A 12,766-nucleotide genomic window follows, 5' to 3' on the forward strand; every position below is an offset into this window, starting at 1 on the left:
TACTACACCGGTTTATAACAATTTGATCTTAAATGATCAATTACACATCCAAATTTAAATCGGTCACGGCGCCAGTCTCTGCCCCTGAGGTCAGTCGGGCAAATTTGGCCAGTGCACCATGCGTATAATTTGGTTTTGGCTTGACCCAGGCCGCCTGACGCGCGGCAATTTCCTGTTCAGACACATGCCAGGTCATTTCACGGGTTTCGGCATTGATGGAGATTTTATCGCCATTTTTCACCAAACCAATTGGCCCACCTTCATAGGCTTCCGGGGTCACATGGCCAATCACAAAGCCATGACTGCCGCCAGAGAAACGGCCATCGGTAATCAGGGCCACAGCATCGCCCAGGCCTTTACCAATAATCGCTGAGGTCGGTTTTAGCATTTCAGGCATGCCCGGTCCGCCTTTTGGACCAACACCGCGAATTACCACCACTTCGCCCGGCTGCACCTGACCGTCAAGAATACCGCGCATGGCACCAATTTCACCTTCAAACACCCGTGCCGGGCCTTCAAAATACAGCCCTTCTTTACCGGTAATTTTTGCCACCGCACCGGTTGGTGACAGGTTGCCTTTTAAAATCACCAGATGCGAATCTTTTTTCACCGGTGCATCAAATGGCAGGATAATCTGCTGGCCTTCCGGATAGTCTTCAACATCCGCCAGATTTTCGGCCAGTGTTTTACCGGTCACGGTCAGACAGGAACCATCGAGCATGCCGGCATCCAGCATCCGTTTCATCAGCGGCTGAATCCCGCCAATCGCAATCAGTTCAGACATCAGGTATTGACCCGATGGACGTACATCGGCCACCACCGGAATATCCTGACCAATGCGGACAAAATCATCCAGGCTCAGCTCAACCCCGGCCGTATGTGCCATCGCCAGTAAATGCAGCACGCCATTGGTGGAACCACCCAGGGCAATCAGCACTTTAATGGCATTTTCAAACGCGGCTTTGGTCATAATGTCGCGCGGTTTAATGTCCAGACGCAGCAGGTTCATTACCGCTTCACCGGCACGCTGACAGTCAATTTTTTTGTCTTCAGACACCGCTTCCTGCGCCGATGAACCCGGTAAACTCATGCCCAAGGCTTCAATCGCCGAGGCCATCGAGTTGGCGGTGTACATGCCGCCGCACGATCCCGGTCCCGGCAAGGCCACTTCTTCAATCTGTTTGACCTGAATTTCATTAATTTCGCCTTTGGCATGCTGCCCCACGGCCTCAAATACCGAAATCATGTCGGTATGGCCTGCGCCCGGCTTGATGGTGCCACCATAGACAAACAACCCCGGACGGTTGAGACGCGCCAGCCCCATAATACAGCCTGGCATATTTTTATCGCAGCCGCCAATGGCAATCACCCCATCATAGGCCTGACAGCCGACCACGGCTTCAATCGAATCGGCAATAATTTCGCGGGTCAGCAGCGAATATTTCATGCCCTCGGTGCCGTTTGAAATCCCGTCAGAAATGGTGATGGTGTTAAAGATAATCCCCTTACCGCCAGCGGAATTGACCCCGGCTTCGGCTTCACGCGCCAGCCCATCAATATGCATATTACACGGCGTGACATTGGCCCAGGTTGAGGCAATCCCGATAAAAGGACGCGTAAAATCCTCATCCTGAAAGCCGGTGGCGCGCATCATGGAACGTGCCGGTGCATTTTCAATGCCCTCATAGACCGGGGCGGAATGTTCGCGGATATTATCTTTACTCATTGGTTTCTTCCTTGGCGATCACTGGATTGAAGCCACAGTGTTTGGCAATTTATTCTACGATTATTGTATAGAATTAAATCCGTACAATATAGCTTTCAGCGGTTTCTCGAACATTTGATCTATACCCAAGTCATCTGCAACGGTCCGAGGCAGAACTACAATTCATATTAAATGGTTTTGCGATATCAGTGAAACCTGCGGGTACTGAACGAGTTTTGCAGATGAAAATGGTTTTGCCTCCTTTTGCCCAATGAGCAATGTATTTCACAAAATAGGTCGAACCGAAGGTGATTAACCGTCATCAAATCCTTCTTTTTAAGACGGTGTCGTGCTGAAGCGATCCCTTTCAAACTTAGCTTCTCACATAAAAAAGCACCCCATCAGGAGTGCTTTTGTAGCTCTAAAAACTTAGCGCTTAGATTTCACGTACCGCACCTTTGGCCGCACTGGTGGTATGCATGGCATAGGCTTTCAGCGCTTTAGAAATCTTGCGTGGACGTTCCTCAGCCGGCTGCCAGCCTTTGGCTTCCTGTGCTTCACGGCGCGCTGCCATGGTTGCATCATCAACCGCCAGGTGAATGCTACGGTTTGGAATATCAATTTCAATGCGGTCGCCATCTTCGACCAGACCAATCGCGCCACCTTCTGCCGCTTCCGGAGAGACGTGACCAATCGACAGGCCAGATGAACCGCCCGAGAAACGGCCATCGGTCAGCAAGGCACAGTCTTTGCCCAGACCTTTAGATTTCAGGTAGCTGGTTGGGTACAGCATTTCCTGCATCCCCGGACCACCACGTGGACCTTCGTAACGAATCACCACCACATCACCGGCGCTGATTTTACCGCCCAGAATCGCCTCCACCGCGGCATCCTGGCTTTCAAATACGCGAGCTGTACCATTAAATTTCAGGATGGATTCATCTACACCCGCAGTTTTTACGATACAGCCATCCAGCGCGATGTTGCCGTACAGCACGGCCAGACCACCATCTTTAGAGAAGGCATGTTCAGCATTACGGATCACACCATTTTCACGGTCGCCATCAAGGCGTGAATAATAACGGTCTTGTGAGAATGCAGTCTGGGTCGGAACGCCACCTGGCGCCGATTTGAAGAAAGTGTACACCTCTTCGTTTTCAGTACGGATGATGTCCCATTTATCTAAGGCATCTTTTAAAGTTGCTTCATGTACAGTCGGTACAGAAGTATCCAGCAAACCGGCACGATCCAGCTCGCCTAGAATACCCATGATCCCGCCGGCACGGTGGACATCTTCCATATGTACATCATTTTTTGCCGGAGCCACTTTACACAAGACCGGCACTTTACGCGATAAACGGTCGATGTCATCCATGGTGAAATCAACACCGGCTTCATTGGCCGCAGCCAACAGGTGCAATACAGTATTAGTTGAACCGCCCATGGCAATGTCCAGCGTCATGGCATTTTCATACGAGGCTTTGGTGGCAATTGAACGTGGCAGAACGCTGTAATCATCCTGTTCATAGTGACGTTTGGCCAGTTCCACAATTAAAGAACCAGCACGTTCGAACAGTTTTTTACGGTTAGCATGCGTGGCCAGTGTAGAACCGTTACCTGGAAGAGATAAACCGAGCGCTTCGGTCAAGCAGTTCATTGAGTTGGCAGTGAACATGCCTGAACATGAACCACAGGTTGGACAGGCTGAACGTTCGTATTCTGCCACTTCTTCATCGGTAAAGTTGTCATCTGCAGCGACAATCATGGCATCAATCAGGTCGATGGCTTTTTCATTGCCACGGATTTTGACTTTACCCGCTTCCATTGGACCGCCGGACACGAACACCACCGGAATATTCAGACGCATGGCGGCCATTAACATGCCCGGGGTGATTTTGTCACAGTTTGAAATACAGACCATGGCATCGGCACAGTGCGCGCTGACCATATATTCAACCGAGTCGGCAATCAGGTCACGTGACGGCAAGGAATACAGCATACCGTCATGCCCCATAGCGATGCCGTCATCGACCGCAATGGTATTGAATTCTTTGGCTACACCACCTGACGCTTCAATTTGACGTGCCACCAGCTGACCCAGGTCTTTTAGATGCACGTGACCCGGTACAAACTGGGTAAAAGAGTTGACCACCGCAATAATCGGCTTGCCAAAATCTTCATCTTTCATCCCGGTCGCACGCCATAAGCCACGTGCGCCCGCCATATTTCTTCCGTGTGTCGATGTTTTTGAACGATAGTCAGGCATGTGTATTTCCAACGAGTTGTGCTTGAGAGGGTGAATCCCCATCTCTGGCTAAAATGTACTGATCTTCAGGTTATCAGTTGAAATTTCGTCACATCATACTACAGCTCAATCTGTCAGCGTGCTGGGTGATCGGGTCTTTTGAACCTTTTATTCTGCGATCTTTCAACTGATGAAAACTGGGGAGACTCGCCTACGGAGCCGATATGATTTGATCATAAAGCATTAGCTCCGGCATTTTCATGAATAATTTTTACCTTTTATATAAACAAAATTTATTGATATTAATTTTTTAAATAAAATTTTGTTTGCAAAGAACAGCACCTAGCCAAACTCATGAAGATGCAATCTCTATTTACATGACAATTTAGGCTTAAAAAGGCTTTTCGCATATAATGTGGGGCAAGTCTATATGGAATCTCATGTGTGAAAATTATCTTTGCGGGAACACCAGAATTTGCAGCTGTAGCGCTCGATGCCTTATTAAAAACCGAGCATGAAATTGTGGCGGTCTATACTCAACCTGACCGCAAAGCAGGCCGCGGACAAAAACTCACGGCCTCTGCCGTGAAACAACTGGCGCTGGCGCATGATCTTCCGGTGTATCAACCACTACATTTTAAATCGTCCACGGAAGAAGGTCTGGCTGCGCAGGCAGAACTAAAAGCCCTGAATGCCGATGTAATGGTGGTGGCGGCCTATGGCCTGATTTTGCCACAAGTGGTGCTGGATACACCCAAATATGGCTGCCTGAATATTCATGGTTCGCTGCTGCCACGCTGGCGAGGAGCGGCGCCCATTCAACGCGCCATTGCCGCCGGTGATGCTGAAACCGGCGTGACCATTATGAAGATGGCGGCCGGGCTGGATACCGGCGATATGATGTATAAAACCCTGTGCCCGATTACAGCTGAAGATACCTCTGCCAGCCTGCATGACAAACTGGCCATTCAGGGTGCGGAGGCGATTGTGGCGGTACTGGCTTCGGAGCAGACTTTACAACAGTATCTGGAACAGCGCGAAGTACAGGATGAAGCTTTAACGGTATATGCCCACAAGCTGTCTAAAGCCGAAGCGAAAATTGACTGGTCTCAGGATGCTGTGACAATTGACCGCAATATTCGCGCCTTTAACCCGTGGCCGGTGGCGTTTATTCCGCTGGATGAGCAAAGTAATTTACGGGTCTGGGGATCTGTGCTGTCAAATGAAGCGGTCAATGGCCAGTCGGCGGGGACCATTCTGACGCTGGATAAACAGGGCGTGCATGTGGCCTGTGGCGATGGCAAAGCCATCTGCCTGACCAGCCTGCAATGGCCGGGCGGTAAAGCGCTGAATCCGGTACAGATTTCACAAACCCAGAAATTAAACGTTGGGCAGGTGCTGGCATGAATCAACATCTATCGGGTCAGTCACATCTGAACTTACGCGCCCAAGTGATTCGTACTTTATTGGCCGTCCAGCAGGGCCAATCTCTGGCCAGTATTTTACCGCTGCATCTGACCAAGGTCGCCGAGCGTGACCGGGCGCTGTATCACGAACTGGTCTTGGGCACCTTACGTCAATGGTATGGCCTGAAAAGCATTACCCTGCCTTTGCTGGTCAAACCGCTGAACAATGAAACCGTCGAAACCTGTCTCTATGTCGGGCTGTATCAGATTTTATGTACCCGTATTGCCGACCATGCAGCCATTTCAGAAACCGTGACTGCCACCAAGCAGCTGGGCTTTCAGGCACTCAGTGGTGTGGTCAATGCCATCCTGCGACGTGTTTCACGTGAAACATCGGTCTTTGAGCAGGCCCTGCAAGCGGCGCATGGTTTACCCAGCTGGCTGTTTAAACGTCTGAAAAAAGACTGGCCGGAACAGCTGGAGCAGCTGACCCAGGACCTGAAACAGACAGCGCCACTGACCTTAAGGGTCAATCAGCGCAAGATCAGCCGTGAAGCCTATCTGAATAAACTGTTGGGTGCCGGTATTCAGGCTCGTCCAGGTGAACGTTCCGATGTGGCAATTATTCTGGAGCAGGCGGTGCAGATTCCGGAGCTGCCGGGCTTTGATGCCGGCTGGTTCTCGGTACAGGATGAACATGCCCAGCTTTGTGCGCAGTTACTGCCAGATTTAAATGGCAAAGTGGTGATTGATGCCTGTGCAGCCCCGGGCGGAAAAACCGCACATATTCTGGAAAAATTTAGTCCGGCCACTTTGGTGGCACTGGATCAGGACCCGAAACGCCTGCTACGGGTCACGGAAAATCTGGAGCGCCTGCAACTGACCGATACACAGCAGGTCGAAATTCTGGCGGCAGATGCTACGCGCTGGACTGCAACCAAACCAGTCAATTGTATTGTGCTGGATGCGCCCTGCTCTGCCATTGGGGTGATGCGTCGTCATCCGGATATTCGCCTGTTACGTCAATCCGCTGACATTCAGCAAACCGTCGAGCTGCAGCAGCAGATTCTGGAACAGATGTGGTCCCAGTTAAAAGTCGGCGGCACTTTGCTGTATATCACCTGTTCCATTTTAAAAGCAGAAAATGAGCAGCAGATGCAGCAGTTCTTTGCCCAGCATGCCGATGCCAAAGAAATTAAAATTGCCACAGACTATGGCGTCGAACAGCAGTATGGTCGCCAGCTGTTACCGGAAGCCGGACGCGGCGATGGCTTCTATTATTGCCGGATCGAAAAAATCTAGACGATAAAAAAAGGAACCCTCAGGTGGTTCCTTTTTTATTCTACAGCGGCTTAGTCTGCACATGCATGTATCACAGACTTAATCCTCTGGTTCATCTGGATGTTTGCTCAGATGAATCATGGCCAGGATTAAACCGCCCCAGAGCAGGACAGTCGAGATGATCATCATGATAATTGCTTCAGTATTCATCTTAGTTCTCCTCTTCCGGGACTTTGTCTTTCAGACAGCTCAGTACAATGGCACCCACAATAAACAGGGCCAGCGTACCGCCACCCACCAACCATAAGATTTCAGCCGGATAACCGCCATAACCTTCTGCAACAATCGACTTGATGGTTAGGCCTAAAGCCACCAGTAATGATAATGGAGTAATCACGGTTAACAGGAAGTTCCAGCCGGCACCCAGTTTAATACTAGAGTACTGGTTGATATGCGCCTGTAACTGCGACAATAACGGACGACGGAACCACGACACCAGAATAATCGACAGTAAACCACCGCCAACAATACCAATATTATTGGCAAAGTAGTCAATGATGTCGACAAAGGTAATCGCACTATGGGTCGAGAAAATCAGGGTCGAAACAATGGCAGAACCACCGGCAATAATGCTGACCGATTTTTTACGTGACCAGCCTAACTTGTCCTGGAAAGCTGAAATCGGCACTTCCAGAATACTGACCATGGAAGTAATCCCGGCAACGGTCAACGAGGCAAAGAACAGGAAGCCAAATAAGTCGCCGCCTGCGCCCATGCTGGAAATAATTTTCGGGAAGGCAATAAAAGCCAGACCAATACCGCCAGATACCACTTCTTCCACGGTTGAGCCTGAGCTGAAGGCCATAAAGCCCAAAGCCGCAAATACCCCGATACCAGCCAGAATTTCAAAAGACGAGTTGGCCAGCGCAACCACCGCACCGGAACCGGTCATATTGGTTTTACGCTTTAAATATGAAGCATAGGTCAGCATGATCCCGAAGCCCACAGACAGCGAGAAGAAGATATGACCAAATGCGGCCAGCCAGACTTTATAGTTGCCCATCGCTTCCCAGTTCGGGGTAAAGAAGGCATTTAAACCTGCGGTTGCGCCCGGTAAACGGATCGCCTGAATCACCAGAATTGTGAACAGTACCACCAGTAACGGCATAAAGATTTTATTGGCCAGTTCCACACCACGACGTACGCCACCGTAAAGAATGAACATCACCACTGCCCAGACAATCACCAGACCAAAGAATAAGGTCGGTACAAAGCCCAAGGCCAGCCCTTCGCCATTTTGCAAATAGGAATTAAAGAAGAAAGCCTGGGTATCTGCCCCCCATTTCTGGCCAATTGCGTAGTACATATAACTACCGGCCCAGGACAGAACGCTGGCATAGTAAATCCCGATGACCAGGGTCACCATCACCTGCCACCAGCCTAAGGACTCGCTGTTCATGAGCTTTTTATACGCCAGTGGCGGCGCTTTACGGAACTTATGTCCAACCGCGTAATCTAAATATAATAACGGCAAACCGGCAGCAAAAATTGCCACCAGATACGGCACCAGGAAGGCACCACCACCATTTTCGTAAGCCACATAGGGAAAACGCCAAATATTCCCCAAGCCTACAGCTGAACCAATCGCTGCAATAATAAAGCCTGATCGCGCGGACCAGTTTTCACGATTTCCTGACATAAAACACCTAAACCTAGATGCTTTTTTCACTGCTTTTTATGTGGTTTTCTCGCAAGCAAAAAAGCACCATGCAATATTAATCTTGAGTGTTTGATTTAGCCTTGACCTTTTGGGTACTGGTTTCTAAATGACAAACAGGGAGTGGATGACGAAAACTTGCTTAAAGTGCATCGTGAAGACTCCCTTTTATATGGTTCAACAATACTCACTTTTAAAAAATTATTCTGTAATTTCTGCTCCAAATCTTGGGTTTTTATAATCTATCCTGATTCAACCGCTCAATTAATCAGCTTATTTATTGTACAATTTTGGTTATGAATTACCAAACTTTTTGGAATAAATTATGAAGTAAAACTGAAAACTCAATTGCTATCCTTTAAACGGTCATTTATACCCGATGATATAAAATGCCTATCGCCGCCCCTCAATGCTTTCTTCAGATGCTGTATTTAAATAGATTGCCGTGATCTATAGATGAGAATGCATCAAGTTCAAGCTTACCCTTGATGCACCCCAAGCCGTCAACCCGGTTGATGGATCACCAGCAAACGTTCTTCCTGCATATCACGAATTGCCGATTGAATTCCCTCACGGCCCAGCCCCGAATCCTTGACCCCGCCATACGGCATGTTATCGACCCGGAACGATGGAATATCGTTAATAATCACCCCGCCAACATGCAGCTGGTCCCAAGCATACAGCATCTGCTGCAGATTCTGGGTATAGACCCCGGCCTGCAAACCAAAGCGGCTCTGGTTAATCCGTTCAATACCCTGCTCAAACTGTTCATACGGCTCCAGAATAGCCACCGGACCAAAAGCTTCATTCTGGTAAATTTCTGACTGAGGCGAAACCTGCTCCAGCAATGTCGGCTCGAACATCACTCCCTGCTGTTCACCGCCCACCAGTATCGTCGCGCCTTCTGCTACGGCCTGATCTAGCCATTTTTTCAGGCGCACGGCTTCGTTCTCTTTAATCATCGGCCCAACCAAAGCGCTGTCCAGACGCGGATCAGCCGCCCGTAATGACTGCAAACGGCTGACCAGTTTATCTTTAAGCTGTGTGTAAATCGCGCGATGTACCAGAATACGCTGCACACTAATACACACCTGCCCGGCATGGTTATAGGCACCTCCAATTAACCGGTCAACCAGCGCATCATTGACTTCGGTATCGGCCTCAATCATCACGGCAGCATTGCCGCCCAGCTCCAGCGTGACCTTTTTACGTCCGGCACGCGCTTTCATGTCCCAGCCCACCACATCGGAACCGGTAAAGCTCAGCAGTTTAAAGCGGTCATCGGTGACCAGCACATCGGCCTGCTCACGCGGACAGGGCAATACCGAAAAGGCCCCAGCCGGCAAATCGGTTTCCGCCAGAATCTCGGCAATTTTTAAGGCAGAAATTGGGGTTAGACTGGCAGGTTTTAAAACAAAGGGACAGCCGGCAGCAATCGCGGGTGCAATTTTATGGGCAGTTAAATTCAGAGGAAAATTAAATGGACTGATCAGCGATACCGCGCCAATCGGTACCTGTTTACTGATGCCCTGATAACTGCAAGCCGCGGCAGTTACTGCCAATGGCATCATCCGGCCCTGATCCATCTGGGTGACTGCATCCGCAGCCAGTTGAAAGGTATTGATTAACCGCTCCACTTCAGCAGCGGCAGCCCTTTTCGGTTTGCCGCCTTCAATAATCAGCAGTTCGGTGAGCTCGGCCCGGCATTCCTGAAAACGCTGCACACAATGCAGCAGGATTTTCTGTTTCTGAAACGGTTTTAACGCCGCCATCGCCGCTTCCGCCTGGACTGCGGCCTGAATCGCCTGCTCTAGCGTCTCTGCATCGGCCAGCGCCACACGTGCATAACAGCGCTGCAGATACTTATCTTCGACCTCTAGCCACTGGCCGGTCACATGCGGCTGTCCAGCCAGATATAAAGGATAATCGTGCGGATGATCAGTGTGCGTAGCCATGTGCAGGTCCTCTATTTTTTGCATGATGCGTCAATGCAATTTATACCAATTCCCGATATGATGCGCCGAGATGTTTCCCGGTTCCATCCTCCACAATAAATTTATTCTGAGAATATACAAGCTCTACAGGGATTTTTATGCGTACACGTCCAGCATTGTGTTTCATCCTCGGTCTTGGCTGTTTTAGCGCCGCACAGGCCGATATTATTGGTGTTAAAGGTAGCGTCGATTACTGGCATTATAACAGTGACTTATCGAGTGCCTTGGGCCAACCCGAGATGAAAGATGACTCCAGTTTGTCTTTTGCCTTGGCGGTTGAAATATAATTTTATTGATAATTTACTGGTCGATGTCGGCCTGAAAGCCGGTTACCGCATTCTAGATGTGGAGCTAAACGAAGGTGATGAACGTAATCTCCAGCTGGATTTCAAAGGTCCTTATCTCGGGCTGGAAGCACATTTCTAAAACAACAAAACATCTTTTTCCCTTTAAACAAAAAGCCTCTACTGAGGCTTTTTGTTGGTTTAGATGAATTACATCAGTTTAGCTATAAGAGCGACTGGCCTTAGACACCACCGGTGGTGTTTCAGTAACCGGCTCTGAGGCTTTCTGGATGCGAATCAGGGCAACTGCAATTGCACCAATCACCGCTGGAATCGCCACCGCCAAGAAATTCAGTTTATGCGGTAATTCCATACCCAATAGCACCCCGATAATAATCGGGCCGACAATTGCACCTACACGGCCGACCGCAGAGGCACAACCAATCCCGGTTGAGCGCACCGCTAGTGGATAATACTGCGCCACAAAGCTGTATAGCAGAATACTACTGCCAATTGCGGAAGCCCCAGCCAGCGCCACCAGTAGGTAAATCACCGGTTGTGGCGAGTTAAAGCCTAATCCAACCAGCGCCACAGCCCCCATCAGGAACATGCCAATAATCACCGGTTTTAAATGGAAACGGTCTGCCAGAATCCCGCCGCCAATGGTACCAATTACTGCGCCAATATTCATCGACATCAGGAACATCAGGCTGCTACCCAGCGAGTAACCAGCGGCCATCATTAGTTTTGGTAACCAGCTGCCCAGTGCATAGACCATCAATAAACACATAAAGAAGCAGCACCAGAACAATAAGGTACTCATGCCACGGTTTTGCTTAAATAAGGCGGCAATAGAGGCATCCGGCACCTGTACTTCATTTAAGACCAGTTGAGTCTGCGCACTGACTTTTTCTTCTGGTGTGATTTTCTGGATAATCTGGCGCGCTTTTTCATCCTGCTGTTTTTTCACTAAAAAGGTCAATGATTCAGGTAAAAACTTCCACAAGATCGGTAACAGTAACAGTGGAATACCCGCGATATAAAACATCACTTCCCAGCCAAAACTTGGAGTTAACCAGGCACCCAGTAATGCAGCCATAATACCGCCGACCGCATAACCACTAAACATGGTCGTCACCAAGGTACTGCGCAGTTTTTGTGGTGCATATTCAGAGGTTAAGGCCACTAGATTCGGTAATACTCCGCCAATTCCTAAACCTGCAATAAAGCGCAAAATTCCGAATTCAGTCGGGTTAGATGCGAAACCGCCCCAGAAGGTAAAACCGCTAAATAAGGTCACACAAATTAAAATGACATTTTTACGGCCAATCTTATCGGCCAGCATGCCAAAAAACATGGCACCGAACATCATTCCGGCCAGGGCAGTACTGGCCAACATGCCTGCTTGCACAGCAGTCATATTCCATTCTTGCATCAGTAGTGGTAGGGCTACGCCATTAATCGCCAGGTCATAACCGTCAAAGATGACTACAAATAAACACCAGAGTACGACGTTTAAATGAAAAGGTTTGAACTTCGCCTTGTCCACTACAGCATTCACATTCATTGTTGTTGCTGTCATTAATCCTCACCTCCAATTGTGAGATTTTATTCTTAATATGAAAAAATGAACAATCATTCACTTTTGTCTATAAAATGAATGATTATTCATTTTTTGTCTATGGATAAAAAGTCTAAATGATAAATTTTTCTTAAAAATCAGATTTGATTTAGCAATAAAGCTCAATTTCAGAGCAGAAAATTTAGTTATAAATCTTACAATTAGTGGAAACTTATTCTATTTTTTAAAATTTTTATATTACAAAACAGTGAAATAAAAGCTTCATCATTGCAATTTTTAAGACAGGCTTAAATGACAACTTCTACCACACAAATTTGCAAATAAATGTAAAAATTGTGTCATAAAACCTAAAAAGCACTATCTAAGTCGTAGATGTAGAAACTAGAAATTACACCCATAAAAAAATCCCCCTGCTGTTTAAGCTAGGGGGATTTTGAATTAATGAGCTGGCGATGACTTACTCTCACATGGGTAACCCCACACTACCATCAGCGCTAAGAGGTTTCACTTCTGAGTTCGGGAAGGGATCAGGTGGTTCACTCTTGCTATTGT

The 12,766-nt window shown here is 48.5% G+C and carries 9 protein-coding genes, 1 rRNA gene and 1 pseudogene; 4 read left to right on the forward strand and 7 right to left on the reverse strand.

The window, feature by feature from the left end; translation table 11 throughout:
• Positions 1–40: 40 nt before the first annotated feature.
• Both ilvD (FTU67_RS09385) and ilvD (FTU67_RS09390) read right to left on the reverse strand, forming a co-directional pair.
• On the reverse strand, positions 41–1,726 hold the full coding sequence (gene ilvD / locus FTU67_RS09385) for a dihydroxy-acid dehydratase (protein WP_180061678.1): 1,686 nt from the start codon (positions 1,724–1,726) through the stop codon (positions 41–43).
• A gap of 415 nt (positions 1,727–2,141) precedes the next feature.
• A complete protein-coding gene (ilvD, locus tag FTU67_RS09390; RefSeq protein WP_075174681.1) occupies positions 2,142–3,971 on the reverse strand; it encodes a dihydroxy-acid dehydratase in 1,830 nt (609 codons plus the stop codon).
• Between the two features lie 423 nt (positions 3,972–4,394).
• Here ilvD (FTU67_RS09390) and fmt point away from each other — a divergent pair, with 423 nt between their 5' ends.
• Together fmt and rsmB are read left to right on the forward strand one after the other, a co-directional pair.
• Positions 4,395–5,357 (forward strand): methionyl-tRNA formyltransferase, encoded by a 963-nt coding sequence (gene fmt, locus FTU67_RS09395; RefSeq protein ID WP_180061679.1) that lies wholly within the window; start codon positions 4,395–4,397, stop codon positions 5,355–5,357.
• Positions 5,354–6,658 (forward strand): 16S rRNA (cytosine(967)-C(5))-methyltransferase RsmB, encoded by a 1,305-nt coding sequence (gene rsmB, locus FTU67_RS09400; protein ID WP_180061680.1) that lies wholly within the window; start codon positions 5,354–5,356, stop codon positions 6,656–6,658. Before fmt ends, rsmB begins: the two co-directional genes overlap by 4 nt.
• Positions 6,659–6,736: 78 nt before the next feature.
• Here rsmB and FTU67_RS09405 read toward each other — a convergent pair whose 3' ends face one another.
• The 3 genes from FTU67_RS09405 to FTU67_RS09415 form a co-directional block, all read right to left on the reverse strand.
• Positions 6,737–6,847: a methionine/alanine import family NSS transporter small subunit gene (locus FTU67_RS09405; protein ID WP_005181164.1), complete on the reverse strand. Its 111-nt coding sequence runs from the start codon at positions 6,845–6,847 to the stop codon at positions 6,737–6,739.
• A gap of 1 nt (position 6,848) precedes the next feature.
• Complete coding sequence (locus tag FTU67_RS09410; protein ID WP_016658905.1) at positions 6,849–8,336, reverse strand: sodium-dependent transporter; 1,488 nt, start codon at positions 8,334–8,336, stop codon at positions 6,849–6,851.
• 521 nt (positions 8,337–8,857) lie between these two features.
• Positions 8,858–10,309 (reverse strand): aldehyde dehydrogenase family protein, encoded by a 1,452-nt coding sequence (locus FTU67_RS09415; RefSeq protein WP_005181161.1) that lies wholly within the window; start codon positions 10,307–10,309, stop codon positions 8,858–8,860.
• 137 nt (positions 10,310–10,446) lie between these two features.
• Between FTU67_RS09415 and FTU67_RS14210 the strand changes: the two genes are divergently transcribed.
• Together FTU67_RS14210 and FTU67_RS14215 are read left to right on the forward strand one after the other, a co-directional pair.
• Complete coding sequence (locus tag FTU67_RS14210; RefSeq protein WP_227554598.1) at positions 10,447–10,635, forward strand: hypothetical protein; 189 nt, start codon at positions 10,447–10,449, stop codon at positions 10,633–10,635.
• Positions 10,625–10,774 (forward strand): annotated as a pseudogene (locus tag FTU67_RS14215) (hypothetical protein); the annotation flags it as partial. The gene FTU67_RS14210 and the pseudogene FTU67_RS14215, both read left to right, overlap by 11 nt.
• A gap of 78 nt (positions 10,775–10,852) precedes the next feature.
• On the opposite strand, the gene FTU67_RS09425 reads toward FTU67_RS14215, so the two are convergent.
• Both FTU67_RS09425 and rrf read right to left on the reverse strand, forming a co-directional pair.
• Positions 10,853–12,214 (reverse strand): aromatic acid/H+ symport family MFS transporter, encoded by a 1,362-nt coding sequence (locus FTU67_RS09425; RefSeq protein ID WP_005181158.1) that lies wholly within the window; start codon positions 12,212–12,214, stop codon positions 10,853–10,855.
• A 444-nt stretch (positions 12,215–12,658) separates the two neighbouring features.
• A 5S ribosomal RNA gene (gene rrf, locus FTU67_RS09430) occupies positions 12,659–12,766 on the reverse strand; the annotation flags it as partial.

The organism is Acinetobacter sp. YH12132, from assembly GCF_013418645.1.
Lineage (GTDB): Bacteria > Pseudomonadota > Gammaproteobacteria > Pseudomonadales > Moraxellaceae > Acinetobacter > Acinetobacter indicus.

What these genes read in the sequence shown, in the direction of transcription:
- ilvD (WP_180061678.1), bottom strand. Translation starts at nt 1,726, where the DNA reads ATGAGTAAAGATAATATCCGCGAACATTCCGCCCCGGTCTATGAGGGC.
- ilvD (WP_075174681.1), bottom strand. Translation starts at nt 3,971, where the DNA reads ATGCCTGACTATCGTTCAAAAACATCGACACACGGAAGAAATATGGCG.
- rsmB (WP_180061680.1), top strand. Translation starts at nt 5,354, where the DNA reads ATGAATCAACATCTATCGGGTCAGTCACATCTGAACTTACGCGCCCAA.
- FTU67_RS09405 (WP_005181164.1), bottom strand. Translation starts at nt 6,847, where the DNA reads ATGAATACTGAAGCAATTATCATGATGATCATCTCGACTGTCCTGCTC.
- FTU67_RS09410 (WP_016658905.1), bottom strand. Translation starts at nt 8,336, where the DNA reads ATGTCAGGAAATCGTGAAAACTGGTCCGCGCGATCAGGCTTTATTATT.
- FTU67_RS09415 (WP_005181161.1), bottom strand. Translation starts at nt 10,309, where the DNA reads ATGGCTACGCACACTGATCATCCGCACGATTATCCTTTATATCTGGCT.
- FTU67_RS14210 (WP_227554598.1), top strand. Translation starts at nt 10,447, where the DNA reads ATGCGTACACGTCCAGCATTGTGTTTCATCCTCGGTCTTGGCTGTTTT.
- FTU67_RS09425 (WP_005181158.1), bottom strand. Translation starts at nt 12,214, where the DNA reads ATGACAGCAACAACAATGAATGTGAATGCTGTAGTGGACAAGGCGAAG.